At 53.7% G+C, this 26,061-nt stretch carries 39 protein-coding genes; 7 read left to right on the forward strand and 32 right to left on the reverse strand.

The features are described 5' to 3' along the window. Positions 1–7: 7 nt before the first annotated feature. The 31 genes from P1X16_RS04935 to P1X16_RS05085 form a co-directional block, all read right to left on the reverse strand. Positions 8–559 (reverse strand): 3'-5' exoribonuclease, encoded by a 552-nt coding sequence (locus P1X16_RS04935; protein ID WP_277226742.1) that lies wholly within the window; start codon positions 557–559, stop codon positions 8–10. Between the two features lie 73 nt (positions 560–632). Next, positions 633–1,709, reverse strand: a complete 1,077-nt coding sequence (locus P1X16_RS04940) for a hypothetical protein (protein ID WP_277226743.1) — start codon at positions 1,707–1,709, stop codon at positions 633–635. Between the two features lie 124 nt (positions 1,710–1,833). Next, entirely contained in the window at positions 1,834–2,745 is a 912-nt protein-coding gene (locus P1X16_RS04945) for a hypothetical protein (protein WP_277226744.1), read from the reverse strand. 41 nt (positions 2,746–2,786) lie between these two features. Beyond that, entirely contained in the window at positions 2,787–3,083 is a 297-nt protein-coding gene (locus P1X16_RS04950) for a hypothetical protein (RefSeq protein ID WP_277226745.1), read from the reverse strand. Positions 3,084–3,182: 99 nt separating this feature from the next. After that, positions 3,183–3,728, reverse strand: a complete 546-nt coding sequence (locus tag P1X16_RS04955) for a hypothetical protein (RefSeq protein ID WP_277226746.1) — start codon at positions 3,726–3,728, stop codon at positions 3,183–3,185. After that, positions 3,640–5,469, reverse strand: a complete 1,830-nt coding sequence (locus P1X16_RS04960; RefSeq protein ID WP_277226747.1) for a hypothetical protein — start codon at positions 5,467–5,469, stop codon at positions 3,640–3,642. Before P1X16_RS04960 ends, P1X16_RS04955 begins: the two co-directional genes overlap by 89 nt. Further along, positions 5,420–5,659: a hypothetical protein gene (locus P1X16_RS04965; RefSeq protein ID WP_277226748.1), complete on the reverse strand. Its 240-nt coding sequence runs from the start codon at positions 5,657–5,659 to the stop codon at positions 5,420–5,422. The genes P1X16_RS04960 and P1X16_RS04965 overlap by 50 nt, the downstream gene beginning before the upstream one ends. Continuing rightward, positions 5,659–6,276, reverse strand: coding sequence for a hypothetical protein (locus P1X16_RS04970; protein WP_277226749.1), 618 nt, complete (start codon positions 6,274–6,276; stop codon positions 5,659–5,661). The genes P1X16_RS04965 and P1X16_RS04970 overlap by 1 nt, the downstream gene beginning before the upstream one ends. A gap of 85 nt (positions 6,277–6,361) precedes the next feature. Further along, complete coding sequence (locus P1X16_RS04975; RefSeq protein ID WP_277226750.1) at positions 6,362–7,879, reverse strand: terminase family protein; 1,518 nt, start codon at positions 7,877–7,879, stop codon at positions 6,362–6,364. A 256-nt stretch (positions 7,880–8,135) separates the two neighbouring features. Beyond that, positions 8,136–8,582, reverse strand: coding sequence for a hypothetical protein (locus tag P1X16_RS04980; RefSeq protein ID WP_277226751.1), 447 nt, complete (start codon positions 8,580–8,582; stop codon positions 8,136–8,138). A gap of 25 nt (positions 8,583–8,607) precedes the next feature. Continuing rightward, complete coding sequence (locus P1X16_RS04985; RefSeq protein ID WP_277226752.1) at positions 8,608–9,453, reverse strand: terminase small subunit; 846 nt, start codon at positions 9,451–9,453, stop codon at positions 8,608–8,610. Between the two features lie 31 nt (positions 9,454–9,484). Beyond that, entirely contained in the window at positions 9,485–9,874 is a 390-nt protein-coding gene (locus P1X16_RS04990) for a hypothetical protein (protein WP_277226753.1), read from the reverse strand. 43 nt (positions 9,875–9,917) lie between these two features. Further along, entirely contained in the window at positions 9,918–10,220 is a 303-nt protein-coding gene (locus P1X16_RS04995; RefSeq protein WP_277226754.1) for a hypothetical protein, read from the reverse strand. Between the two features lie 66 nt (positions 10,221–10,286). After that, the gene (locus P1X16_RS05000) at positions 10,287–10,625 is read right to left on the reverse strand and encodes a hypothetical protein (RefSeq protein ID WP_277226755.1); all 339 of its coding nucleotides are present in this window, start codon (positions 10,623–10,625) and stop codon (positions 10,287–10,289) included. A gap of 59 nt (positions 10,626–10,684) precedes the next feature. Next, complete coding sequence (locus P1X16_RS05005) at positions 10,685–11,023, reverse strand: hypothetical protein (protein WP_277226756.1); 339 nt, start codon at positions 11,021–11,023, stop codon at positions 10,685–10,687. 291 nt (positions 11,024–11,314) lie between these two features. Further along, a complete protein-coding gene (locus P1X16_RS05010) occupies positions 11,315–11,764 on the reverse strand; it encodes an HNH endonuclease (protein WP_277226757.1) in 450 nt (149 codons plus the stop codon). Between the two features lie 3 nt (positions 11,765–11,767). After that, entirely contained in the window at positions 11,768–12,316 is a 549-nt protein-coding gene (locus tag P1X16_RS05015) for an ASCH/PUA domain-containing protein (protein WP_277226758.1), read from the reverse strand. Next, positions 12,313–12,771: a VRR-NUC domain-containing protein gene (locus P1X16_RS05020; protein ID WP_277226759.1), complete on the reverse strand. Its 459-nt coding sequence runs from the start codon at positions 12,769–12,771 to the stop codon at positions 12,313–12,315. Before P1X16_RS05020 ends, P1X16_RS05015 begins: the two co-directional genes overlap by 4 nt. Further along, the gene (locus P1X16_RS05025; protein ID WP_277226760.1) at positions 12,764–13,159 is read right to left on the reverse strand and encodes a hypothetical protein; all 396 of its coding nucleotides are present in this window, start codon (positions 13,157–13,159) and stop codon (positions 12,764–12,766) included. The genes P1X16_RS05020 and P1X16_RS05025 overlap by 8 nt, the downstream gene beginning before the upstream one ends. A gap of 235 nt (positions 13,160–13,394) precedes the next feature. Then, positions 13,395–13,628: a hypothetical protein gene (locus P1X16_RS05030; protein WP_277226761.1), complete on the reverse strand. Its 234-nt coding sequence runs from the start codon at positions 13,626–13,628 to the stop codon at positions 13,395–13,397. Further along, positions 13,625–13,819, reverse strand: coding sequence for a hypothetical protein (locus P1X16_RS05035; RefSeq protein WP_277226762.1), 195 nt, complete (start codon positions 13,817–13,819; stop codon positions 13,625–13,627). Before P1X16_RS05035 ends, P1X16_RS05030 begins: the two co-directional genes overlap by 4 nt. Continuing rightward, positions 13,816–14,913, reverse strand: a complete 1,098-nt coding sequence (locus P1X16_RS05040; protein ID WP_277226763.1) for a hypothetical protein — start codon at positions 14,911–14,913, stop codon at positions 13,816–13,818. Before P1X16_RS05040 ends, P1X16_RS05035 begins: the two co-directional genes overlap by 4 nt. After that, on the reverse strand, positions 14,822–16,114 hold the full coding sequence (locus tag P1X16_RS05045) for a GIY-YIG nuclease family protein (RefSeq protein WP_277226764.1): 1,293 nt from the start codon (positions 16,112–16,114) through the stop codon (positions 14,822–14,824). Before P1X16_RS05045 ends, P1X16_RS05040 begins: the two co-directional genes overlap by 92 nt. Before the next feature lie 11 nt (positions 16,115–16,125). Further along, entirely contained in the window at positions 16,126–17,355 is a 1,230-nt protein-coding gene (locus P1X16_RS05050) for a DNA polymerase III subunit beta (RefSeq protein WP_277226765.1), read from the reverse strand. A gap of 8 nt (positions 17,356–17,363) precedes the next feature. Next, positions 17,364–17,603, reverse strand: coding sequence for a hypothetical protein (locus P1X16_RS05055; protein ID WP_277226766.1), 240 nt, complete (start codon positions 17,601–17,603; stop codon positions 17,364–17,366). An 8-nt stretch (positions 17,604–17,611) separates the two neighbouring features. Next, a complete protein-coding gene (locus tag P1X16_RS05060; protein WP_277226767.1) occupies positions 17,612–17,971 on the reverse strand; it encodes a helix-turn-helix domain-containing protein in 360 nt (119 codons plus the stop codon). A 3-nt stretch (positions 17,972–17,974) separates the two neighbouring features. Further along, entirely contained in the window at positions 17,975–18,676 is a 702-nt protein-coding gene (locus P1X16_RS05065; protein WP_277226768.1) for a hypothetical protein, read from the reverse strand. 265 nt (positions 18,677–18,941) lie between these two features. Further along, a complete protein-coding gene (locus P1X16_RS05070; RefSeq protein ID WP_277226769.1) occupies positions 18,942–19,262 on the reverse strand; it encodes a hypothetical protein in 321 nt (106 codons plus the stop codon). 1 nt (position 19,263) lies between these two features. Beyond that, the gene (locus tag P1X16_RS05075; protein ID WP_277226770.1) at positions 19,264–19,641 is read right to left on the reverse strand and encodes a hypothetical protein; all 378 of its coding nucleotides are present in this window, start codon (positions 19,639–19,641) and stop codon (positions 19,264–19,266) included. Between the two features lie 278 nt (positions 19,642–19,919). Then, positions 19,920–20,195, reverse strand: coding sequence for a hypothetical protein (locus tag P1X16_RS05080; protein WP_277226771.1), 276 nt, complete (start codon positions 20,193–20,195; stop codon positions 19,920–19,922). Between the two features lie 52 nt (positions 20,196–20,247). After that, the gene (locus P1X16_RS05085) at positions 20,248–20,475 is read right to left on the reverse strand and encodes a hypothetical protein (RefSeq protein ID WP_277226772.1); all 228 of its coding nucleotides are present in this window, start codon (positions 20,473–20,475) and stop codon (positions 20,248–20,250) included. A gap of 117 nt (positions 20,476–20,592) precedes the next feature. Between P1X16_RS05085 and P1X16_RS05090 the strand changes: the two genes are divergently transcribed. The 7 genes from P1X16_RS05090 (at position 20,593) to P1X16_RS05120 (ending at position 25,141) form a co-directional block, all read left to right on the forward strand. Beyond that, entirely contained in the window at positions 20,593–21,447 is an 855-nt protein-coding gene (locus P1X16_RS05090; protein ID WP_277226773.1) for a LexA family transcriptional regulator, read from the forward strand. A gap of 86 nt (positions 21,448–21,533) precedes the next feature. Next, entirely contained in the window at positions 21,534–21,833 is a 300-nt protein-coding gene (locus tag P1X16_RS05095; RefSeq protein ID WP_277226774.1) for a superinfection immunity protein, read from the forward strand. Between the two features lie 13 nt (positions 21,834–21,846). Beyond that, the gene (locus P1X16_RS05100; RefSeq protein WP_277226775.1) at positions 21,847–22,158 is read left to right on the forward strand and encodes a helix-turn-helix transcriptional regulator; all 312 of its coding nucleotides are present in this window, start codon (positions 21,847–21,849) and stop codon (positions 22,156–22,158) included. Between the two features lie 211 nt (positions 22,159–22,369). Further along, on the forward strand, positions 22,370–22,714 hold the full coding sequence (locus P1X16_RS05105) for a hypothetical protein (RefSeq protein WP_277226776.1): 345 nt from the start codon (positions 22,370–22,372) through the stop codon (positions 22,712–22,714). Between the two features lie 76 nt (positions 22,715–22,790). After that, the gene (locus P1X16_RS05110; protein WP_277226777.1) at positions 22,791–23,033 is read left to right on the forward strand and encodes a hypothetical protein; all 243 of its coding nucleotides are present in this window, start codon (positions 22,791–22,793) and stop codon (positions 23,031–23,033) included. Positions 23,034–23,181: 148 nt separating this feature from the next. After that, on the forward strand, positions 23,182–24,366 hold the full coding sequence (locus tag P1X16_RS05115; protein WP_277226778.1) for an acyltransferase: 1,185 nt from the start codon (positions 23,182–23,184) through the stop codon (positions 24,364–24,366). Positions 24,367–24,604: 238 nt separating this feature from the next. Continuing rightward, positions 24,605–25,141 (forward strand): hypothetical protein, encoded by a 537-nt coding sequence (locus tag P1X16_RS05120; protein WP_277226779.1) that lies wholly within the window; start codon positions 24,605–24,607, stop codon positions 25,139–25,141. Positions 25,142–25,223: 82 nt separating this feature from the next. Here the strand turns inward: P1X16_RS05120 and P1X16_RS05125 are convergent, their stop codons facing one another. Continuing rightward, positions 25,224–26,051: a hypothetical protein gene (locus P1X16_RS05125; RefSeq protein WP_277226780.1), complete on the reverse strand. Its 828-nt coding sequence runs from the start codon at positions 26,049–26,051 to the stop codon at positions 25,224–25,226. Positions 26,052–26,061 lie beyond the last annotated feature (10 nt).

A 26,061-nucleotide genomic window follows, 5' to 3' on the forward strand; every position in this document is an offset into this window, starting at 1 on the left:
CAAGTTTCTAGGCTACCAGCTTGTCGTAGCAAGCTTTTATGACTTGGGCATCCCAAAGCGCGTTGTGCTTGGGCATCTGCGTGAGCGCTTCACCTAGACCGAATTTTTCACGGTTGATATCCGGATCGACGCCTTTGAGTTGGAACAGGGTGCAGATATCCATCGGGATGTAGTGCACGTTGCTAGGCAACTGCGGATACCCTTGTGAATAATCTGCCAAGAGCGTGTTGAACAGTACCCAGTCGAAAGCAAGGCAGTCAGACCACATCTGGACATTGCCGTTCAAGGCCAGCCATTCTGTTAGCTTTTGCTTGACAAAACCTGAATCACCCTTCACCCGCATGCTCATCCTGTGCGTCGTATCGAAGCTGTTGTTTGCCCCGTGCAGCACTAAATGGCTTAACACATTCTCTCTGAGCCAATCATTCACCTGGCTTTGATCGAAGTCAGTCAGTTCAGCATAGAAGGAATCGCCATGATCATTTACCATACCGATGGAAATGAGCGTGGTGGCTTGATGCAGGCCTGTAAATTCAGTGTCGAAGAATATTCTGTTCATGTCGGGTGGGTTTATAAAAATAAAAGGCCCGTCCCGACACCGGGACGGGCCTTTACTCTTTTACTGGCTATGCCTAAGCAGGCAGCTTCTGCTCTACCTTGATGGCAGGGAAGAAACGACCGGCTTCATCAGAGTTGTAAAGCTTGATGCGCACGAAGTCAGCGCTCCACTCATAGCTTTCTACTGACGTACGGGTCAGGGCCTGCAGGTTCTGGCCAGCCAACGGAGCCGACTGGTCCGAGCAGTCAGCACGGTAGAACAAGCCCATCACGCCTACACCAGGCACGTCCTGCGAGGTCCACTCGCGAACTGGGTTGTCGGCACCACCGTGGGTAACGCCACGCTCGCAGTCTGGGTCGATGCGGCTTTCCATGGCCACAGTGCCATCGGCTACCAAGTACATGGAAGCACGGTTGCCAGCACCAGCTACGACGCGGTTGGACGAGAAGAACGAGCCAACGCCATCGAGCAGGTAGCTTAAATCGCCTTGGTCGGTCTGGCCTGCTTTGGTGAGGGTGCGCACGTCGGCCATGGCCATCGGGTTCACCAACACGTCCGGCGTGCCGCCCAAATCCATCGTTTCCAGGATAGACTGCACGTAGTTGTAGAACTCCAAGCGGTCTTCGTGAGCTACCTGCAACGCGTCTGCAACTTCTGGGAAGTAGGCCGTGATAGAAGACGGGAAGTACTGGTTCTTATTCAGTTCCAGGTGGTCTACGCAGCCTTGGTCGAGCACTTCCATCACTTTGAGGCGACGGGCTTCGAAGAGGCGATAGAAGGTGTCCTCGTAGCTGATATCGTTGTTGATATGCTGCGACGGAATCATCGGGAAGCCGAAGGCCAAGGTGAAGAACGTGAACGTCACCAGCTTGGAGTTCAAGCCGCCTACCTGCACGGCGCAGGTCCGCACGTTGCCGATGGTCGGGTTATCGTAGTCGATCACGGGCACCTGCACCGTGTTGCCGAAGCTAGCTTTGAGGGCCGCCCGCAGATCGGGCGTCATGATGCCCGTAGCCGAAGCGGTTTGCTTGCGATAGAGTGCCAACGCACCGTAGTTGGAACCGCGCAATTCCAGCGAGTCGAGCCCACCTGGGCGACGACGATAGCGGGTGCGCATTGCTTGTTTGAGAGTTTGGACGATGGAAGGCATCGTAGTAGAAGGGGTAAGGTGAGAAATAAAACATTGCCTGCCAGGTCGTCCCGTAACCCGAAGCAGAGGGTAAGCGCACTGGGTCGGGCCGGAGTAGCGTCCCTTGCTACCCCGGCCCGGTTACTTATCGCAGCGGAAGCCCCGCGCTGAATTTGTCGAAGGCTTCGTCGTATTCTTTGCTATCAGCAGCTAGGCCAAACTCCTTGAGGAAGTCCATGAGCTGGCCCTGGTTTTTTACAGTAGCTGGCAGCGCAGCGGGCAATGCCTTACGGCCGCCACTGCCGTTGCCACCATTCCCACCACTGCCATTGCCACCGGCGCCACCACCAGCACCTTGCTGGCCAGCTTCAACAATATCCTTGAGCATGTCCTGCAGGATGTAGGCAGCATCAGCCGGCTGATTCTTGTCATCTAGCACCGTTTTGCCGTCGCGGATGTACACCACGGTTTCCGTGCCATCGGCGTTTTTCTGGGCGGCGGCCATGCGTAGAATGTCATCCTGCGCATTTTTCACTAGAATTTTTACCACCGACTCTTTCACGGAAGGATCGAACTTGATGGAGCGCAACCCATCACGCATATCCAGCATCACATCTTTTTGGAACAGCTTGGTATCGCGGTCCTTGATGTCATTCTGGTAGGTTTCTTCCTTCTTTTGCAGCACTTCCAGCTGTGCCCGCAGCGTAGCGTCTCCATTGCCATCAGCAATGGTTTTTTCCAGCTCGGCAATCTTGGTTTGCAGCGGCGTAGTGGCTTCGGTTACGCTGGTTTTCAGACCACCAATAACGCGCTTAGCGAATTCATAGGTCTTCTCGGTTGGATTTTTGGCAATGCCCGAAGTATCGAAGATGTCCTTGTCCAGACCATCATAGATTTCCTTGGTTTTACTGCCGATGAAGGTGTTTTCTTCATCCGTGGTGCGAGCCACATACCCAAGCTTTTTCACCGCGTCAACGAGGTGATCTTTGAGCGCTGGATTGGCCGCAAGTGTGGTGTCCAGTTCTTCAGGCGTAAAGGTGTTGTCGGTAATGGCCATACTGAGTCCCGTTCAGTCGGTGGTTATGGGTGGGAAAATGATTAAGCGGCTTGTTTGTCTTCGTCCTGAGCAGCCGCTTCTGCTGGCTCGGGTCCGTCTTGTACTGGCATAGCACCATGCACCCAAATAGGGGGCTGGGTGTGGCCTGAGAGCACCCCGACGAAAGCACAGCCCGTGGCATTGATGCCAGCTATTTCTTCCTCGGTAAAGCGCCAGCAGCTGACGCATTCACCTTTAGGCGTGCGCATGATGGGAAGTGGGGTGCACTCCTCATCACTCATGTTTTCCGGCTTGTTTAAGACGGCATTTACTTCAGGGAAATGAACTGGGCTGGCCATGCGAGTGGGGTATAGCGCTGGTGAATGATGAGGTACTACAGGTGGGATAAAAAAGAGCCGGCCCCCTTTGATCCCACCCGCGGGGACCGGCTCTACCACTTAGACTGTGGCGGTTTCTTCTAATTCTTCGTCAGTCAGACCGTTCTTTTCTTTGATGAGCTCGACAAGCTCATCATAGCCAACGGCAGGGGCATCCTGCTCATAGACCTGCTTGTAGCGCATCTGTGCGTCCTGCAGGCTGGGCAGCGTGGAGATAGGCGTCATCGGCTCTTTGGCCTGACCAGGCTGCGCGGGCTTTGAAGCTTCCGAAACTGCAGCTTTGGTGCGGGGATCATGCAGGATGGTTTGCGAGTCGTACTCCGCGAACGTGCCGTTCTTTTCCATCCGCTCATACTGCAGCGGATAGAGTTTCACGGTTTTCTCAATCGTGACGTACTCTTTCTTCACCGGGTCGTTTTCCTTGCGGGTCAACTTGAGGTGAATGAACTGCGCTTCGTGCTCGGGAAACTCATACGAGTCATCACCATTGCCTTTGGCCGTGGTGAGGTCTTCGCCGCTAAGCTGCTGGGCCTGGAGCGTTTTGAGGTCTAGTTTCGGTTTGGCGACTGCTTTGGCCGCTGGCGCCGTTTTGGCTTTCGTTGACATATGAAAGTAGAATTTGGGTGATGGAGGCAAGCTTGATATGATAGGGCTGGAGCGAGGCGAAGCGACGCACATCCATCTGCTCCGATTCAAAGCGGGTGAGGTAGCGGCCGAAATCGACTTTAAGCCGAAGCAGGTTCGCATCGAATAAGGTCAGCACATAGCTGCCTTCGGCGGCCGTGGTGAGCATGGTCAGAATCTGATCTACCGAGTACTCTGGATAAGGCTCCAGATCGGAGAGGATCTGCATGCGGTCCAGCATCGCTGGGTTGTTGCGGTAGAGCGTCTGATAGCGGAAGGTGCGCTGCTGGCTCAGCTCGTACACCGGCCGGCCCGACTTGCGCGTTTCTTCCTCTTCCTTAGCAAGCTGCTCCGGCGTTTTGAGGTAGAAGCGCTCGCCCATGTTGACCGTGGCGCTACGAAACAGATTGCCGTAGCGTAATCGGCCTTTGGTGCGCAGGTCCCAGGCACGGGCCTCTTCCAGTGGTTTTTTGAACTCCACCAGCACGTCCTGCTTGATTTCAAACCCGGACATGACCTGCTTCTGGTTCTGGGCTTGCTGGTTTTCCGGCTCACCACCACCACCAAGCACCGAGCGGAGCAAATCCTGCCGGCGCTGCTGCTGAATCGCGCGGAAGTGCTCCAGTACGTCGACATCCGGATTGACGCGGCCCACGGGGTCACGAGTATCGGGCATGTCCTTGGAGGGAGCTGGCACCGTTACGTAGGTGCCGGGACCGAGCTTTGGCCGCAGCTTACACGCGGGGCAGGGCATGGAGCTGTAGTTGGCCCGCTGCTCGCCCGTGGTGAGCGTCTCGTACGACTTGATGTAGTTGATAACCCCGTTCTGGCAAGACTCACCGTCTGCATTTTTGTAGCTGCATTCTTCCTCGAAGCCCCAGGTGATGGGGAATGTGCCGTGCAGGCGAGCGTACTCGATAGCGCCTTCCCAGAACACATATTTGTCGAGCTTGCCGAGCACGCCCGTTAGCGGAGATTGACGCGGCAGCTCGATGGCCTTGTCCATCGGCTGATTCCAGAGCACGCGAGCCGGACAGTAGCCCAGAATGTGCGCGTTGTTGAGCTCCTCAGCCCAGGTTTGCGTGCCTTCCGGCCGGCGCCAGATCATGTAGGCCGCGTCATCGTAAACAGCGACCCGCTCGATGCGGATATCGTTTTCGCGCTGATCTGGCAAGGCAAACATGAGGTACTCACAGGTGCCGTCCTCGCGGAGGGCTACATCCCATACGTCGCCTAGCTCTACCAGCAAGGAATACGGCTCAGGTCGTGGCGTACGCTGCTCGCTGGCCATGTCGACCACCAAAAACGAATGCGGCCGGCGTCCAACAGCGGTGAACGCGGTACCCATCCAGAAGTCGGCTTCACGCTGACTGGTGCGGTACTGTTCGAAGTCGGTCTCCAGCTCAGGTGTGGCCAGTTCGCAGTGAATCAAGCCATCCTGGGCCTCGAATACGCGCCGTAACCCCGTGAAAATATCCTCGACTACGTCCGTACTGGGCAGGGGTGCATCCACGCATTGTTCCCACCGATCCGCCTCATCGACTGGCATCATGCTCCGAGCCCGCTCACGCAAGTAGCGCCAGCCGAGGGGCCGGCGCGTGCTGTCCAAGTGCGGAACGGCGTGCAGTTGCAGCCGCTGCTCATGGTGCAAGCAAGCCTCGATGGCCGACGCGTTAGCGGGGCTTTCCAGAAGTGCGACTACGGTTTCGGGGCTTAGGATCATTTGCCGCTGGGGCAGTGGTGTCGGGGGTAGGAGAAGGGGCCTGAACGGGGAGCCAGTCGGGTTGTCCTAACCTGGCTTCGAGTGCCTGAAGCTTGGCGGCATGCGCAGGGGAGAAGGGCCGCTCCTCACCCAAGCTTTTGGAGTGCAACCAGACCACGTCCGGCTGCGACTCCTCCGACTTGCCAGCCATTAGGCCTCTGGGTACAGGCTTACCAGGTCGAATTCGGCCTGCGTTATCGTGACACCCTTGTCCCACTTGCCGTCCAGCGAGAAGCCGAACGTGTTCAGGTTTAGCGCCTTGAAGCCCTGGCTGTCCACCGAGCTGATATAATAGTTGCTGAACGGAATGCCTTTGACCCCGAGCGAGATGATGCGGTTGTCGGGCGTGATACCCCACAGCTCCACCGGATCGCTGCCGAGTTCAGCGCGGCTCTCATCTTCGAGCAGCTCCAGCGTGCCTTTGATGTCACCGGGCAGACCCACGAAGGAGCCGGTTGGCTTCACCGCGTTGTAGCCGGTGAGGTAGCCCTTGCCATTCACGGATGAGTTATCGTTTTCGCCAGCAAACTGCGCTTCCGAACCTGGAATAACGAAGCTGGTGAAGATCGGCGTGAGGATGATCTTAGTCTCATCCGTTGCTGTCAAAGCGGCCGTCCAGGCTGCCAGTGTTTTCATCGCGGCTTCCGTAGCGAAAGCAGCGGCAGTGATACGGCGCCGGTAAGCGAAGCGAACGATCTGGCCGAAGTGGACGGCGCAATCCACTTTAGCGGGGGCAGTAAGAGAAGCGGGGCGCGTGCACGTGGCCATGGCAGGAGGTAAGGTTAGAAAACATCTTTATTGTATGTAAAATACATACATTATTTCCGGAACTACAACAACGCATAGCACAGGATTAATTTATCCGCTTCATAAAGCCCTTCTTCACCACTGGTTGCAGCTCAAACCACTCGCGGAAAGAGAAGCAGTCCCCGAAGTCGGGTGAGCGCCCCAGAATGATCTTCTGCTCTTCCTTGGAGTTAATCTGCTTCTTGCCTTCCGCCGTGTCCTTGGCCCGCTTGATGGCTCTCAAGTCCTGCTTGATGATGTCGCGCACATCGACTACGGCTGCGCCTACCTTCATCTTGGTGGTACGCACGCCATCAATGAGGCAGCTATCCGGCGTGACTTCGATCCGGACCTCGCCCCGGTTGACGCGGCCTGCCATGCGGTAGTAACACTGCGTCTTCAGGTTTTTGTAGGCCTCTTTCTCGCCGGTTTCAGGATCGGGCAGGGACGGAGTACCACCGCTGAAGCCCTGATAGCCACCTAGTCCTACAGCACCCCCACCGACTCCATCCTGGTCTACCAGCACATCGGACTGGGCCACGTTGTAGCGCCGGCGTAGTGGCTCAATAGCATCCACGATGTCACGCGAGCCGGTCTTGCTAATCACGGTGATGGCCACCACGGACCAGCCGATCCATACTTTTATCACGCACTTATCCTGCCCAAAGCCAGCCGCATCGCAGGTGATGCACTTACGGGGGGCAGGCTCAGCTACGGGGTAGTTGGTGAACAAATCATTAATGCGACTAAAGTCGAACAAAGCCAGTCCGTCAATCTTCACCCGCCAGTTACCTTCCAGTAGCTGCGCTTTGGTCTCCTCATCCTGGGCCATCAGGCCGGCTAAGTATTCCGGGTTGACAGCGAGCAGCTTTTTGTTCTCGTAAATGCTGCCCGGAATAAAGGTGAGCGACTTGGGACGGGTCGCGGCCAGTTCGCCCTGAAATAGATGCGGGGCCTGCTCTATGACCTGTTCAGGCGTATCGCCCCAGACCATCGTATCGTTGTCGCGAGTGAAGTAGCGCAGCTTACCCGCTCGCTCAGGAATCGGGAAACCATCCTCGCCAATCCACCACGCAATCAGCTCAGCTACCCAACTATCAGGATCGGGGTTACAGCTGGCCCGGATGTAGGGACGCACCCCGCACATGGAGCGGTTACGCGAGAGCATGTACCAAAACTGCTTCTGGGTGAAGTGGGTGAGCTCGTCGAAGACAATCAGCGGGATCTGCGTGCCCTGCCAGTCGAACATATTTTTCTCGTGCTGCATGTGGGCAAACGAGACGCGGGCTCCACTGGGGAACCGCCATTCGAGGTCGCCCTGCTTGGCGCCTACCATCGGGTAGAGGTCTTTGCTGGTGTCCCATAGGCCACCTTCGTTGGTGACCATCGCGTAGGTGCGACGGAAGATGACAGCCCCGAAATCCTTGTTGAAGCGATGGCGGGAGGCTTCGATGAGCAGGGCATAGGTCTTACCCCCACCAGCACCACCACCGATGATGGCGATATCCGCTGAGGTACTGAGCGCCGACATCTGGAAGCCAGGCTGAGGCGTGATGACTTTCGCTTCAGGATGTACGGCTGTCATAGCTAAAAGTCGTAGCAGTAGTGGATATCATCGTCATCACAGCCCTTATAGCGCCTGTCCGCTACAATAGCCTCACAACGACGCGATGTAAAGCGTAAGCCTTTGATCCTAGTACCACGCTTGTTGAGCCCAAACCGTCGCAGCAGATTGCCATAGCGACTGATGTAAGTGAAGCTCATGCCAGGATGCCCTAAGCGACGATCCTTAGGCAAACCAGTGATTGATGGGAAATCGTTGGTTTCTTCCATGGGCCTAACTATTCCTGCTCCTCGTCATCCTCAGTGAGCTCCTTCTCCAATTCATCCAGTTCCTCCTGATGGATGCGCTCTACCTCGGCAATGACCGCACTGGCCAGTGTGTTGGGCTTGGAAATATTGCCACGTGTGAGTGTGTCGTACACCTTGCTAACTTCCTCTAGGATGCCATGGTAGTCTGCAAGCTCCCGCTTGACCTGCTCAAGGTTGATGCTACCATTTGGATTGGTGCAGATGTCTTTCCAGAAGTCGTTCCAAACCCGTTCGAAGTTTGACTTTTCGACTGGTGTTTTAGCAACTGGCTTAAACAACTTCTGGCAAGCGGCAGCACCCGCCTTGAAGTTGTCGGTAATCGAACGCACAGCGTCTTTATTCGACTTAAACTGGGCTTCACCTAACTCCTCCAGGGCATAGGCGCGAGCGGCAGTGTTGACTTGTTTTTTGTTCATGGCAATTGCGGGTGGGTTATGTGAATTAATCGCGCCCATTGTCGGGCATCATGATGTTGGAACCAGGCATGTCATTGCCATTGGTGGTATGATCCACCTTGACGGGCGCAAAGGCCCCGTGAATCTTGAGCATGGTGTTGACGGCATCCTTGGCGTCGTGCAGCTCGACAGCCAAACCGTGCTTGTTGGGGACGATCTTCTTGATCATGTGGCCCGCCTTCTTGTCGTGCACCTTGACCAGGTCCAGCTCCATGCGGTACCTTTTGACCTTAGGGCCTTCAACCAGACGGTAGGCCTGTGGATCTCGCTCCAGACGCATGCGGTAGCGCAGTTCATCCAGTTTGATGCGAGTCTCACGCTTCTCGATGTCTTTGACATACTCAGATAACTCATCGCCTTTGAGGCCGAGTAGCTCAGCAGAACGATAGGTGTACTCCTTATCGAACTGGTACTCCTTCCACATCTCGGCTATGGCCAACTCTAGTGGCTGACGCACGGTGGTGCTCTCCTCGTACTCCACCTTGGTCATCACATCGTCAATGGTGACCCGACCCCAGTCCGACATGCGGACGGTAGCCTCATCGACTGTCATGCCCAGCTTAGCGGCTTCCTCTTTGATTGCCGCTACGATGCGCTCATCCTTGAGCAGGTTCTTCGCGTTTTGCTTGGCACCCTTCTCAGCACCACCGGCCAGGCGGTAGGCAGGTGCGCCCTTCCAGAGGCGAGCGAAATGCTCGGCAAATCCTTGTTGAAGCTTGGTGAGTGACTTACCCGGTTGATTAGTAGCGGTTTCGTCAGGCTGTCCCGTGGCCATGTCGAAAAATGAAAGGTGGTAATGAATGGTAATGGCGTAATTGTATGTAAAGTACATACAATTACGCCAGAAAAACACGTCAGAAATATCAGGGTGTGAGGTCGGGCTCGCCTGGCCCATCACCGAATGTGTCAAGTACCCACTGTGGGGTAAGAATGGCAGACGCAGATGACGGAACCTGGGAAGGTGTTTTTACCTCGTGCTGAATTGACCTTACAGCACACAGTCCTTTGTCGTATAGCTGCGCCTTTTCTAGTATCTCTTTCCACACGACATCGAAAGAAATGAAATCCATATAGCCTGCCTTGCGCTTCTGCTCGTCTCGCCATGATCGCAGCTTGTGCATGTCTATTTCTAAGTTGGCTAAAAGACGTTCAGCAGCGCCAGCCCGGCGGTCAGCCTCATTGAGTTCAGCCTTAAGCTGTGTTATCTCAACTGACATTAGCTTTATTGCCTCCGTTTTTGTGATTCGTCCCATCGAATAGTAGCTGGACACTTGTTAATGGTTCGTTTGTAAAATGCTATGCAGGAATGTCTATATGACCAGTGTCAGTACCCGGCACCGTAAACATGGCATTAACACAAGCGGGGGGTGTTTGCACAACCGTTATCCATTGACCGCCGCCCGTTGTGGGGTTTGTTACCCACACTTGCTGCGTGTTACCTGGGGTTAAAGTGACTGCCAGCGAGGGCGGTGTTAATTGGATAGCCGTGCGCACACGGTCTATCTCCGTTAGCAGTACTATAAAATCGGCGCGTTCTTGGCTGGTGACGGGCAGGTTGGATACGCGGGTGCGCAGAGCTTCTTCTTCTTGAGGTGTCATTGAATTATCTGTTAATGATGGGAGGATTTGTAACATCCGATGAGGTTCACATATCGGATGTTAGGCTTATTGCTCGGTAAACGATTCAAGAGCATTGAATTCGCGCACGTCCATTACATCATCCCAAGCATCCAGCAGTGGTCCTTTCCCATGTCCGAACTTATCCGTGACTTCTGTTAGGCTTAGTGTTTTCGCATCTGATTCCTTCAAGTGCAGGATGCCGTACTGAAATTGATAAGTGCGAATCTTGATGATGTCCGTCGTTGGGTTCTGGCTTTCCAGGTAGGAGATGAAACCATTGAGGTTACCTAGAACAAGGTTCTTTTCGTGCTCAGTGGACTCGTTGTTCCATTGCATAGTGGCGACAAAGGCAGTTTTGGCGGCTTGTAGGGCTTCAATATTCATTTTGCAGGGTTGATTAGATTTTAGGTAACATCCGATAAGGGCCACTTATCGGATGTTACCTATATGGCTAGCAGTGACCAATCCTTTGTTTTACCTGCGTCAGCAATGTTTTTGGTGGTCTCATCGCTGCACTTTGACCACTTCATTAGCAGGGTTTCTTCGGCAGTCCGAGTTGCTGCAACCACCGTGTCTTGATATTCATGTAGAAGTTTATCGCACACTTCGGCTTGCTTTATCAAGTCGTCATACCATGCCTGCTGAAAGTCGTCGGCGTGTGAAAAACTCTTATAGTCCGAGGCTTCTGCGCGAAATGCAACGGCTTGGAGTTTTATTGCTTCCTCAAGGCTTTTGCAATCACCATGAAACAAGCGATTCGAGGCGGTGGGCTTATAATCCATTGTATTAAATGTTGATGTTTAAATGATTGTGTGATTACCCTCGATAAGTGGCAATGGTCGAGGGTTATTGAGTGGCTATCGTTTTGGCCGGTGAGTGATGGCAGCTCCCAGTGAGCCAAATACACCCACTGCGCCGCCAACGACAATGCATAAGAGCACCACAATGCCAGCGAAGCGCCAGAAGGATGCGAATGTGAATTCAAGGAATTGCATCATGACTTTTCATGTGTTTTATATGACGAAAAAAAGGCTTCGATTTCGAGGTATTTTTTAAATCCTATTCAATCTTTTTTAAGCAGCTTGCCGTTCGTAAGGCATTTTGTTATCCTTCTCCTCGTTGCAGCGCTGGCAGAGGCACTGCAGGTTGTCCAGGTGCCACCCACCGCCACGACTGAGCGGGATGTAGTGGTCGAGGGTTAGGTTGTTGCGGGCCCCACACTGCTGGCAGGTGAAGCGGTCCCGACGGAACACCTCCATTTTGAGCTGGTAGCGGGCCTTTTTGTTAATCTGCGGCGTGCTGGTATGGAAAAGGGGTCGGGGTGGGCAGTTGTAATGCTCCAGCCGATTGGCGCGTTGCTTTTTGCGGGCTTTGCGGTCGGACTTACGCACCTTGGGTGGGCGCTTGGACTGCTTTTGGTACCAGCCAAACTTTATTTCGCGACAGGTATAGCCCTTTTTGAAATACTCAACGTCGCCGGTCTCTGGGTCGATGTCACGAGCGAGATGGCGCAGCTTTTTCATGACTTAGAATTCGCCTGTGGTCTCTGGCCATGGCCCCAAGCATAAGCCGTAATATCCTGCCAGGGTATCTGCCGTTTCATTGTTACGCCGACGCTCAGCCATCATCCCTAACCACTGACCTCGACCAAGACGATTGAGCGAGCCAGACATTTCAGTGTTAACAGCGTGGCGCATAAGGCGTAAAACATGCGCTACCGCCTCTTGCACTTCATTTGTAGCTCCTGGCTCTGGTTTGGCATCAATAAATACCAAATGAGAAAGTGCCATTACGACATAGCCAGGTAGCATACCGGGGAATTCATGCAGAACATACACGACACTCCGACGGCAAGACCGGCCAGTGTAAGACTCTGTTGAGGGGTCCCATTCACGAAGCATCAATAGATCGCCCTTCTTAAAATCACGGTCGTTTATCCGGAATTCAAAGTTCTTAGCTGCATCAATTACTTGACAGAAATATTCAGGCCACGTCTTTAGTTGGTGAATAGTGACTGTACCAGCTTTCTGCAAATGATAAACACTGGATGCTGGGTGTTCTTCTGGATTATTCATGTCTTCGTGCTTTTTGTTATACCTAGTTTCCATTCATTAAACTCTCGCCGGACCTGCTCCAGGCTGCGACCTTCGCAGGCAAAGCCACCGGCAGCCTTCACATCAGCCAAGAAATCCCGCTGCTCAGGCGTGAGCGTGTCCTTGCCGTACTTCACTTCCACTGCCACGAAATGGCCGGTGCGACGGTAGAAGCCCAGCGTATCGGGTAGTCCTTTCCTGCTGCTGTTAGCCCGGTAGCATTGCAGCTGGTTGTCGTACACACCCGCGTTGTTGTGGCGCCAGATGGTGCAGCCTTCGTAGGTGAGCATGTCCCGAATAGCCGACGTGAGCGAGTTGGTGGCCGACGTGTTGCGGGTACGCGGCTTAGCTACTTTGGGCGCATCGGCTGGTGGGGCCCGGCTGGTGTCATGCACGATGCGGGAAAGCAGGTGAGCTGGGAGCGTTGTCTTACCCATTGGAGCGTTCATCCTGCTCATGCCAGCCAATAACATCCAGCACGGCCATCATGACGTGATTGTGGGCCTGTCCGGAAGCGGTGTTATTGGCGTTCTTGCCGAACCAGCGAATCATCTCCCCCTGCCCTGGGCCTGCGATATTGATGCAGTGCGTAGAGCCGATTTTCATGCCATCGAGCTTCACGTCAGCCGCGTAGTTTATTCTCACCTCATCATCGTATTCCAAAGATGGGTCGCCCACTGGGGGCAAGCACACGGCATCGCATATAGGCGTAACAAGCTGCCACTTCGGGCCAATTTCTTCCAGAAAGCGCAGGGCTGTGGCATCGGAAGAAAATTGCTTGTCGGTGATGCGACCTTCTGAATGCTGATACTGATATGTTTTCATTTGCTGGAATTTTTAAAAGCGCGGTGCAAACATTCTATGAACAAGTAAGGCCACACGATGAAGGCCATTAGTAGCAGGAAAGCGGCGCTCTCTTTAGGACTCAGCAGAGGATAACCTGTGTTGTCATTCTCTTCTTCTTCCACTAAACCAGTCCACCCTTGAGACCCGATTAGAGTCAGTCCTACCATAGCTAGGCCGCCAATAACCCACACAATTGCAATCAATTCGAAGTCTATCATCTGATTCGAAGTGGGGCAGCATTAGCATCATCATCTCGGCGCAGAATGAACATCTTTGCATTAACCTCCACATTTAGCTCAGTCACACAAGTTGTTGGCTTGGCTTGTAGCTCCTGTGGCATATCTGCCAGTACATTTTCAACTACAGCATGTAGCTCCTGGTAGGTGAAAGGACCCGGGTGGTTCTCGTCAATCCCCAGGTGGGCGAGCACTTCGGCGGCATTTTTCATTGGTAGTTGAGGCGGGAGGGCACCCGTAACGTGGTGGTTTTGCCAGAAGGCCTGCGCTTCAACTCGCGACGGGCTGCCTCTTTTTCCAGCAGCTCGACCCGGTTGGCATATAGCTTGAACTGGTGACGGTAACGGTGCAGCTTCTTATCGGAGAGATGCGGCAACCGGTTTTGTAGTGCATCAATAGTCATAACCGACGGCTATCTCCTAAGAGAGGAATTATGTTGCAGAGTTCGTGCAGGCGGTCCACCACCCGGTCACCGTACAGCTCTTCCCACGAGTGCATATCCCGTGGCGTTTTGGGGGTGCGGTACAGCGGATTGTTGCTGCTCAGATGCGTAGCCCACCGAGGCAGCAAGCCCTGCTGATACCGGTCATAGCGCTCCAGGAGCACCCGCGACATCGGATTTTCCTTGTTACCGTAGTCGCTGACTTTGGTTTCCTCGGTGCACACATCATCGATGCACAATGCCCGTCCGCCTTTCCCGCAGAACACGTCCTGCTGCTGGCGACCATCGTCCCCGGAGCGGAAGGCCGTCTCCACCCGCTTCGCCGTTACCATCCCGTAGGAACGGTTCGGATTCTGCTGGAAAGCCCGCAGCAACAGGGTTTTACCGGTTCCTTTCGGTCCCAGCAGCGCGATGCCTTTGTGCAGACTGGCCGACTCCACGCCCAGGCTTTGGGCTAGCTCCAGGAATTTATCTTCCCGTCCCGCGAAATACCACACTAGCAGATCAAACACGGGCTGGGATTCAGAGGTGAGCGAGAACGGCCGGGCAGGGGTCATCTGGCTGAGCAGATGCCAGCCACGGCCCCAGGCCGCGTCTGCCACTTGCCGGGCCGTGGCGACCACGGGTACCTGCTGGCGCAGCTGGGCGTCCTGCTGCTGGCGTACCGCGGCCACGTAACGAGCATTCCACTCCCCCCACATGCGCTGCTGCATCTGCTGCAGCGCATCCTGCATTTCCGCGTCAGTGAGCTCCACCTCCTTTTCCTCTTTTGGGCAGAAGGGAGGCACGTCGTCCTGGTAGCGCTCACGCACCACGTACAACCAGGTATCTGTCATCTCGTCGTGCACAAGGTCGCAGTGCAGTTGCTGCCACTTGCTGAACTCCCGCTTCAGTACGCCCCACTTCTGGAGCCGAGCCAGCCGCAGGGCATGCTCGATGTGCGCGGGCTGCAGGTCGATGGCATCAGGCAGCAGCGGAGGTGGCAGCAGGTCGGCGGCCAGTGTATGATTCTCGGTCGAGAGTCGTGGCCCGGCCTGCGGACGCAGCTGGTCCATTGCCGAGGCGATGTTGAGCGCTTGCATATTTTGGATTGTTTGCGGCCTGCGTCAACGCATCGGCCCAGTTTGTTTTATTCCAGCCTGCCTCGGGGTTCTGGTACGCCTCGGCCTCTTTGCCGATGAAAGAGTTCCAGTCGTGTTTGCGCTCGCAGGTGAGGTCTTTGAAGGCCCGGTAGGCAGTGAACTGCTCGCGGAGGTAGTTTCCATGCCCCGTTTCGAAGATCGTGCGACAGAACCGGGTGATGGCCATCCGCTGCTGCTGCTGGTATTCCGACAGACCCCAGTAGGCGATCATCTGCTCGGCTACTAAGCGCATCGCTGGGGCCCAATCGGGGTCAGGCCGAAACTCGGGCCGCAAATCGAGCGCCGGCGCCGCGGCCTTAGTGTGCGCAGCCGACGCGACTGGGTCTTCAGTGTGCTGATCTTTTACCAGAACAGGCCCCTCATTTTTTTTTGGCGCAGCCACTTCATTTTTTTCTTCGCGCACACCGGGGGTAGGGGGTGTGTTTATCGAAGTAGAAGATGAAAATGAAGATGAAGATGAAGGCCTTACATCTGCCTTGGATTTACCCTTAAGGGTAGAAATAAGGGTATCCAACTCCTGCTCGTTAAGGGCAAACCATTCACCACTAGCACGGTGCTTGAATTGATGATGAAGCTCGGCTTCGCGCTTGCCCATATCATCAACGCGCAAGGAAGCGAGCAACTCCAGCGAGTCACCTTTACGTTGGTAGCGAAGCTTATAAAGCCGCCGTGATGGGTCACTACTAATACCAATCTTTACCCACCCGTCTGATGCGCGCTGCACCACATAGAGGAAACCAGGTACGTTGTAGTTCTCACAAAGGGCAGGGTTGCCACCCTTCTTGCCGTATTCGGCTTGCTCTTCTCGCTTAGCTTGGTCACGCACCATCCTGCGGGAATACAGGGCACCATCCTGCTCCCGTCGGCTAGCGACTCCATAAGTCAGGAGATTATTCAGCGTTTGGTTGAAAGTTTGGTTATCCAAATTCAGCATGCGCGCAAGAGCATCTTCCGGAATTGGACGGCCCGCCAAGAGCAACACCCCGCGCTCGTCCGACTCGTGCATAATGCACAGCATGTCGAACCACACCGAGCGGTCGTGTCGGTCCAGAGCCTGAACGCCGGGGTCCTTCCGCCAATCGGCAGGATAGAACTGGAAGGCTGGCATTTTCATAGTAAATAACGCTAAGCAGCTATCGCCTCTGGCAAGTAGCTAGGCATGATCGTGCAGGTAATGGTAGGCACGTCGCCTTCCTCCGCTAGAGTGATTACCGTCGGCTTCTTCGTGCCACCTAAATGGAACAGGACGCGGCCCTTATCCCAAATGCTGAGCAATTGCACCAAATGCCCACTAGGAAAGGCAAGCATCATATCGTTGCCATCGTAGGCGCAACTAACCGTCTCGTTGCCTTCGTTTCCTACCAAGTGGTTGTCAGCGCTGAGTTGCAGCTCCCGTGCATTATTGAAGTTGAGCACCACCATGTCCGTTTTGTCGGGCGTGTAGATAGCCAATCTGCGTAAGGCTGTCAGCATCTCATCCCGATCCACTTCGGCTACCTGGCCGCCAAGACCAGGAATTACCTGCCGGTACTCCATGGGTGTTTCAGCCAGTAAACGACTCACCCAGCTACCCGACGAGGTGCGGATGTTGGTCTCATCGATATGCAGCACAATAGGGTCCGCAGACTTAGGATTGAGCTGAGAAATCAGCAGTTGAATCGCTTGACGAGGAACCAAGAATTTAGTCGGCTTATCCCAGGTAACTTCTTCGTAGCGCTCGTCCTGCGCATCAGCCTGCCACAGGCAGAGTCGATTATTGCTGATGCCTACCAAGCTCAAGCTTTGCGGAGAATTCCTTAGCCTTAGCGGCGCATTCTCGGCATCGTGATTACGAGCCTCAAACATCACAGCATTCAATGCGGGCCGTGAATCGTTGGTCGAGGCAGTAGAAAGGGTCGCTACCAACGCAGCCCGAAGCATCTGCTCGGGCATGGTGATGGTAGTAAAGACCTTGGCTAGTGGGGACATGCGTGGGAAGTCCTTGACAGCTTCCCCGACCATTTTGTAGCGACTGCGGCCTAATAAGAGGGTTAAGATGTTGTTGGTCTCATCCACCTCGCACGTAACGGGTGCGTCCGGAAACCCTTTTAAGGTAGCGAGCAGGGTCTTCGCGGGAATGCACACCATGAAATTAGAAAAACAATCCACGGGCAGACTCACCAGCAATTGCGTTTCGAGATTGGAACACACCAGTTTTAAGCTGGCAGCGGCGCCAACCACAGAGCCAGTACCGACCAGCACCACAGTTTCCAAAATAGAAACCAAGGGACTACTGGGCACGACGGGCGTAACCTGGGCTACCGCCCTAGCAAAGGCGGTAGCGGATACGGTGAACTTTGATATAGAGGAAGACATAAAGAAGGCTAAGAGAGAAGTGAACTGGACGAGTGAGGGTCAGTAAGGGCATGGACGGCCTCGTCGTGCGAGGAGGGAACCTGTTCCATGAGCGAGGTAGCGTACTCCGTGGCTTCCCGTTCCGCTTTGGCGAGTTTGCGCTTGAAGAGCTTGAGGGGACACCAGCGGGCCCATTTGCGGGCCGAGACTATTTTGCGCTGCAACTGATGGTAGATGGCCAGTTGCAGGGCTAGACCGATGTTGGGCATGACATGCATCAGGCGGCCTTGTTGCGCCGAGCGGGCCGGCGGTGGGAGACAATGAGCTGCGCTTCTTCCAGCACGACCTGAGTGGCATTGTTGCGCTCCTGCCAGTCCTGCACCGCACTCAGGCGGATGCGGTTGCCCCGGGCCGAGTCAGAGGTCTGGACGTGGGCGAGGTGGCGACGATGGCCAGCTGGCAGCTTGAGGTAGGAGCGAACCGTATCCACGTCCACGTTCAGAATATCGGCTACCTGCTCACAGGTGTATTGCGGATCGGGTTTTGGCTGCTGCTCTAGAAAGGAGAGGGACTGAGAATGGAACGCCTGCATCAACATCGATTTGATGGGTTCCTGATTGAAGTCTACTAGGATCATAACTCAGGATGCTTTGCGGTATTCAATAGGACCCTCTTTCTCCGAGATGATGTACTTCAAGCGTTGGATAGCTTCCTCTGCCTGCTTCGTGGTGCGGCGATTGATGTTGAGGAGTTGTTTGGTCTTCTCCTGACGATCAATGGCGGGATGACCCAGTAGGTCGAGTATTTCTTGCCGAAGCTCTGGGCTAGCGTAGTTCGGGCCTAGGTCCTTTGCGGCAATACCTGCTGGAATAGGTACCCGAGGCATTGGGACGGCTGTGGCAGTAGTAGATGCCGAGAAATCATGATTCTCACCCGAAGTGCGTTCATGGATCTCTTTGATTAACTCCGCTAACCGGAGCGTGTACCCAGCTAACTTGACAGCCTCCTGGTAGGCCTGCACCAGCTCACCTGCTTCCGCTAGACCGTTTGCCTTGTTCTGGGTCTGAACCAGTTGGGCGACTAAGTCCTGACTGCTAAGGGAGCGGCTAGCAGCCATGATATTCCACGAGTCGCGGAACAGGCCGTTCTTGGCCATTTTCTCGAGGGAATCCGCTGCGGCCTGCATCGTGCCGATCTCGCGGTCCATCTCGTCCTGGCTCATTTTGCTGTTAAGCACCCGTCCTGGGTAGACGGCGTAGCGCATTCGAATCTCACGGTGCAGGCACTGCGCCTGCTCGGTGAGATTGAAAACGGGTTTAGTTGATTGTGTTATATTTGCCATACGATCAGCCGATTTTGAGGAGGTTGATGGTTAAGAGGAGAGCCGTAAGCGTGGCCGCGCTTGCGGCTCGCTTGTTTTAAAAGGCTATCGCCAGCAGGAGTGCCGTGGCTGCAGTCAGCGCTACTAAGCGCTCGTAGTACCCGCTAGGGCGGGGAGGTCGAAGTTCCTGGAAGCAGGCAGGGCACAGCAGGGGCTGGCCGGCAGGGACGTTGTTTGCTTGCATAAGTCGGTTGGCTCAACTGTCGAGGGAAAACCGGGAGAGACCCTATGAGAGCGTTTGGCTTGCAGTGCGGGCATGGCGAGAAGAGGCGCGCTTTGGGGTGGAAGGGGATGGGGCAACGCTGTTGGCGATACCTAGAATCGTTCCTACCTCCTGCACAGAGGAAAGCAGAGCATTGTAGGCTGCCGTGAATTCTTCCTGTCCGACATAAGTCTCATCAGCACATGCTGATGAGACCATGAAGGCAGGTTTAATCTGGATGATGGGCCAGTTCTGGTGGACAATCTTATCTATCTCAACCACCCGCCCATCTTGGAGGTAAGCACGGTGGGTGTACTTGTCGACGGTGAAATAGGGCTTCTTCATGCTAGGCCGCGATTTGCATGCGTGAAACATTCATTAAAGCCGGCATGGCCAACGGCACGGGGAAGTAGAGCAACGCGCCAGGGGCGTACTCATCGAGGCGGTACTCGCAGAGGGTATCGGGTACTTTTCCCGAGAAGAAGACTTCGTCCTCGCATCCTTCTTCAAGGGCGAGACGGAACAGGCTGCTGTCGCGTCCTGCGGTGTAGAGACTTAATTCAGAGTCGGTGCCACGGGCCCAGCCAATGATGGGCTGCGGCATGCTGAAATGACCAGCCTTGCTGCTCACCGCGATTTGATCGCCTAGGCAGGGCTGCGATATAAACTGCGTTCCTTCCGGAGTGGCGAGCTTATAGAGCGGAGTGGAGGTTGAGATTTTCATGAGGAAAATGGGTAAGAGAAAAAGGTGTGGTGTATAAAAAGGCGGTGGCCGCCGCCTTGGGTAATATTTTTAATTTTGAGATGCGGCTTTAGCTGTCATGTATTTGAGCAGGGCCGGTGAGTCGTTGCGTTGTTTGCAGGCAGTGCATCGAAAAGGCATGTAGTGCCGCATATGCATTAAAGGCATAGGGTCATAGTAGCACTTCTTCTTGCCGCATTGTGGGCAGATTTGGTAGAGCAGAGGCCCCGCTCCCCAACCACTTCCTTCCGTCCTTGCCATTATTCGTTGGCCCATTGCCAGTAGAGTTCAACCAAGCGTGCTACTGCTTCCTTCTTGCCACACACCACCTCGCCTGCGCCGCCCATCTCGCTCGGCTGCTCAATCATCCAGCACCCGCGGTCTGGAAGCGGAGTTAAAAAGCCAATCCAGAAGTCATTGTAGTGGACCAACTCGCCTGTAATAGTGGCCTTTGGCTTGGCAGGGCGGGTAGCATACAGCACCGAGCCATCAGCAGCGGTACCGAGAATGTTGCGAGGATTGAGGCGATATCCCATTGTCTTGGATTTGGTCACTGGTAGGGCGGATGCCAGAAGTGGGTAAGCTTAGTTATGCAGCCTGCTGCTGGGGAAGGTGAGCTGCCTCCCACTGGGAGAGACCTTCTGGGTTCGTCTCCAGAGCTAATTTTTTTACTGCTGGCCAGTGCTTGCTTGTGGTTTGCTCACGCTTGACCAGTTGGACGATGTTGGAAGGATTGCTCATGCCGGTCCGGACAGCCAGCTCAGCGATATATCCTTCAGGCATCAGTTGGCGCATCGTGGGGACGGTGGTTTCCATAGGCAGTTTCCGGTAAGTCGTATATTGCGGCTGTTGTTGTTGTTATTGTTGTTTCAAAGGTATGCGCAATAGCGAACATTCCAAACGTTACTGCGCATATATTTTTTCAATTAATCCGTGTCCGAAACCCAAGACTCAATTAATCAGCGGATTAAGACGCTAATCGACCAGTACGCCGGTGGTGTACAGCGGCGCTTCGCGCAGGAAACCGGTCTCTCGACTGGGATGGTAAGTGACCTCTTTGGTAAGCGGGAGAATAAACCCGGACTAGAGATGCTGAAAAAAATCGCCAATGCGTATCCGCAATTACGGATGCGTTGGCTCCTACTCGGAGAAGAGCCTATGACCGACGTAGAGCATCATCTCCCTAAGAGTATGGTCAAGGAAGAGCAAGCACCCTACAAGGGGGCTGAGCCACGCATTCTGGCTGTCCAAGTAGGACCAGACAATGAGGAGAATATTGAATTAGTCTCGGTCAGGGCCGCGGCTGGCTATGCCTCGGGGGGATTCCTAAACCATGAGTTTATTGAGAAGCTCCCTTCCTTTCGTCTCCCTGACGCAGCCTATATGAATGGAAGCTTCAGAGCCTTCCAGGTGAGTGGAGAATCCATGCAGAGCACGCTCTATGATGGGGACTGGGTGATTTGTCGCTACGTGGAGCGATGGGACAGAGACATCAGGGACATGTATGTCCATGTCGTCGTGACCGAGGAGAACGTCCTCGTCAAGCGAGTAAACAATAGATTAAATGAGCGGGGGGAATTAGCTCTCCATTCCGACAATGCCGCATTCCCTATTCAATTCATTGATGGACAGCAAATCCGGGAAGTCTGGGTGGCAGTGGGCAAACTGTCTAGGCAATTTGTAAATCCCCGATTTGATGTGAATGTAGAATTGGCCCGTCAGGGAGAAGCAATTCAAGAGTTACTAGACTTTAAAAAGAAATTAGAAAGCCAGGGTTTAATCAATTAATTCTTTCCCCTATGAGCAATTCTTTATTCGGTTCCTTATTCCTCATCATGGGCAATGAAGTCGCGGGAGGAGCGGCTTTAGTGATCATGGGACTACTTTATTTTATCCCAGCCATTGTCGCTAAGGGCAAGCGCAACGCCACGTCCATCCTCGTCCTAAACCTGCTCTTGGGCTGGACAATCCTGGGCTGGATCGCGGCCCTCATCTGGGCACTGAGCAATGATGCTCCCATTCAAAAGGTGGTTGTCCAATCCCCGTCCCCAGCTCCTGCCCCAGCCGCTCCCTCCATCGCTGATGAGCTAGACAAACTCCGCTCCCTGCGCAATGCGGGGGAGTTGACCAACGAAGAATTCTTACAGCAGAAAGCTCGCTTACTCCGCTCTTAATATGTCGCTTGATATGGCACTCCCTGACTTCTCCATTACCGCGATGGATCTGCGTTTCCTGGCCGAACTAGACCGCCTCCAGCAGGCCGGCAGCTTCGCCACCTACCGCGAGCTGGCCGAGCAGTTGGACGTGCATCCCAACACGTTCGGCCAGATCGAGATCGGCCGCTACCACTGCAACATCAAGCAGCTCTACCAACTCCGCTCCTTCCACCCCGAGGCGGACGTGCTGTGGGTGCTCTTTGGCGAGGCGGAAACGGGCCGTCCCGAACCGACGGGAGCCCCCAAGCGAGGAGAGCGGGGCAGACCGGTGCGCGTGCACTAAAAAGCGGATTCCTGCCCAAAACCATACCCCACGTTTCGAGCCTAGTAGTAATGCGTTATTCGTCAGGCGTTTGCAGTAAAAACGAAGAGCCCAGTTGGGCCCACTAGAAAACCTATGAAAACGCCTCTTACACCCTGTAGGAGGCGTTTTTGTTTGATGTTGGTAAAACATAGGTAAAACATTTGCTGAACACGTGGAGCGGCTACCGGATTTGGCCCTAGTTTATTTAAATGGGCGCATCGTAGTGGCCGGCCCGCAAGTCGAGGAAACGTTGGCCATATTTCTACAGCAAGTGCGTATGCTGCCAGGCTACCGGCTCATCTGGCGAGGGGCTCCCGCCTCCGTTAAGGAATGGCAGGCCTGTCATTGGATGGATCACCAGCCTAACTCGCTCGGGTATCGGCTTCAAGACAATGAATATCTAGACTACCGCAACCCCACCCGGCCTAACGAGGGAATGAAGAGTGCCCGCAAATCCTTTGCCTCCGCTATTGCCGTACTAGCCAAACTTGCTGGCCACGTACCCAAAGAAGTTGTTGTGTTCACCATCAGATGAAAAGCATTTAAAAGTTTAAATGAGTTCTCTACTCAACTACTAGCTAAAACTATTTTGTACTTGCATGAGATAAAATATGATTAATCAAGCGCCTGAATCTTTTGACCTCGACTCTATTTCTCGCCAACAAGCCTTTGCCGACTGTGTGCAGCAAGTAGCCGAGCGGCACCGCCTCTACTTCGAAGAGCAGGCCAGCAGCATTGATACCAGCTACTCGCTGGAGCTTGCCCCCAACAAAGCCCGTATCCATATCGAGCCGAGCACACCCATGGATATTTATGACGAATTGCATGATTGCTTTCGGCGCTGCTTTAACTAAGAAGTACTTAGTGAATATATTTTGAGTTTTGCACTACGCCGTATTCAGGTTATACCACTGCCAGAGGTTGCCTCGTCTATGCTTTTGCAGAATGCTACTTAATAAACTGGCTTATATTTCGGCTCCTTGACCTATTTTGCTTTTCTCTATGTATTCTACTTCAACAGTCAAAACTTCATATTCTAGCCATCCTTTTAAATTACTTAGCTATTCAGAATTAGACGATGTTCAATGTCTACGCGGATTTTGTGCATTTTACGTGGTTGTGTATCATGCCAAATTCATCCTCTGGTGCGGTGGCCAGCAATATTTGCTTGCTCACCCTCGCGCTCAATGGGGTTTGCTTGAGTACCTAGCCTTCGCACTCGATATGTTGAGTGGGGCAGGTTATGAGATGGTAGTCTTTTTCTTTGTGTTGTCCGGCTTTTTTATCCGCCATGCTGAGTTAAAAAAACAGGGCACTGCGCATAGTTTTTATCTCAACCGAGTCAAACGTATATACCCGCCCTTTGTAGTCGCCTGCTTCCTAGCGGTAGGATGCCTACTACTAGCTCATCAATTAGCGCCAAAAGCCTTTGTGGCTGGTTCCGATAGAGAGCTTAATCGGTCTTTAGCGCTGGCCATGCAGGAGTTACGGCAAATAGACTCAGCCTCCTTCATACGAGCGCTCACCTTTCGCCCACTGCAAAACTTACACATCGGCTACAATAATGTGTATTGGTCTTTACTGCCAGAAGCAATCTTCTATTTACTGGTGCCACTAGCCTTTTATAATGTTCGCCTGTACTATATTATCTCTCTAATAGCCTTTCTTGTAGGTATTCTGGAGCTTGCCCCGACTAATCATTTCCTACAGTCGTATTTATTCACCTATAACGGATATTTTGCTTTAGGCGTCGCTTTTTATGATGTATGCACAAACACGCGTTGGCTTGAAGTTGCTCAGCGAATTCCAAAGTGGGCACTAGCAGGTACCATCACTATCCTATTTGCACTCGTTTTAGGGCTTGCTCTTCTCCATCGTCAAAACCTCTCTGGGGCAGTAGCTGCCCTACTCGCTGTAGGGTGTATGAGTGCTTTATTAACCAAAAGAGTGTCATCGAAAACTCTACTCCTTAAGGCTTTCCACGAAGTTGGTATTTTTAGCTTTTCGCTCTACCTATATCACTTTCCCCTGCTAATTCTATGCTACGCAGGGTTGGTATTTCTGACCGGGCAAACCCTCATCTATGCCCGCTATTATTGGCTGGCTTTACCACTAGTGACGTGTGTAGCATATGCCTTGTATCAAATAAGTGAACGGCTCTTTGTACAGTACTTCCGGCGACACTAATTCTTATCATTGTGCACTAAATAAGACCGCATTCATATTGAACCTAGTACCCCCTATGGATGTCTGCGAAAAGATATACACCTACTTTTAGCGCTGCTTCAACTAACATCTTATACTATATATAGATTGGTTAGGCTCTTATCAACAAACGTGCGAAACGACGTAAATAACCGAGTTTCGGTTACAACCAAATCGCACATAGCACAGAAATCAGCTCGGCAGCTCGGTAGCTTCGAATATGATTTCTCCCAGCCTCACCTTCGAAGATCAAGCTACCGCCTGCCTGAAAGCTGCTGAGCTACACCGTGCTACGTTACTGAAATTCGCCCGCGGAATAAGCGGAGGCGACGATGAAGCAGGCCGAGAGCTATTTCAGGAAGCGGTATTGCGGGCGCATGAGACAATTCAAGCGCATGGATTTTACGGGGAAGGCTACCAGTTTTATATCTGGCGTGTAATCAAGAATTTGCGTCAGGAGCAGAAGCAAGCCGCTAAGCGCTTGAAGCCCTTGCGGGCAAGTGAGATGGAGCTGGAGGAAGAGCACGTGATTGATTATGATTCCCGCGCCCATTTAGCGGATCAAATCAACTACGAATTAAGTGAGCGTTGCACGCCGGCGGATGTAGCGCTATTTCAGCTACACGTCAATGGCCAGAGCTACCGGGATATCGAGCAACTGACGGGCAAGAACTACCGCACCGTAGGGCACAAGATCCGCCAAATCAAAACCATGTTGCAGGGCTTGTTCACTGCTTCCTATGAAGGGCTTCAGTAAAAATTCTACTTAGTGTAGGACAAAAAAAAGGCTTCGAATTTGAAGCCTTTTTTAATTTATATCTATTAGAACTCTGGTGAAACTATGGATGGTCCCGCTTCAAGCGTTTGGCCTGCTTCTTTCGATTCCGAGCGAGTTCCTTTTGGCCGGCCCAATACTCTGCTTCCAGCTTATCCATTTCCTGTTTGGCCTTGCGCTTGGCTATGCGGCGTTGCTTTGCTTGATAGCGCTCTGTTTGTTTGGCGCTACCGTAGTCGAATCTCGTTTTATGTACGAAGAGTTGCGGCCCCTGAGCCCAGGCCCGGCTCATGCTCAGCATGAGGAGCACGGCTAAGAACGGAAGCCAGCGAAGCCGGGAATTGAATTTCGCGCCGGCCCAGAGCCCACCCACCAGGCCAACCACTACCAACCACCATGGCCAGCCGGCTTGCTCGACACTTGCACTTGCCTTAGCTCCCGGGCCAACTGCTACCGAAGCACCCTTGGTTGCCGTGGTTACACTTCCCGAGTCCTGAGCATAGGAGCTGGCGCCTTTCAGCTTCAGCTCGTCAGCACTGGTGCTAGCGGTATTGCTGCTGCCAGTCTGATAGATGACTGTGCTGTTCTTGTACTTGGTTTGCTTACTGTTCTTATTAAAAACAGAAGCGAAGAGGCCCTTCTTAACAGCCGGCGGCGAAGGCGCTATTTGTGCAGCTACCGCCGGGCTTGGCGTCGTGCTTTTTGTTATACCGGCGGAATCCTTCACCGCCTTGCTAGCGGAGTCTAACCGCGCTTGATAAGGCGCGGGCCAACTCCTACTCGGAAAGCCATCATCAACCTGGCGCATAGCCGCGCACCCACAGCCACCGCTCCCCACCAAACCACCCACACATAATAGGGCAAGCGCCCAAATTCCTCGAAAAGATCTCATGTCTTCTATT

The organism is Hymenobacter sp. YC55 (genome assembly GCF_029433095.1).
Lineage (GTDB): Bacteria > Bacteroidota > Bacteroidia > Cytophagales > Hymenobacteraceae > Hymenobacter.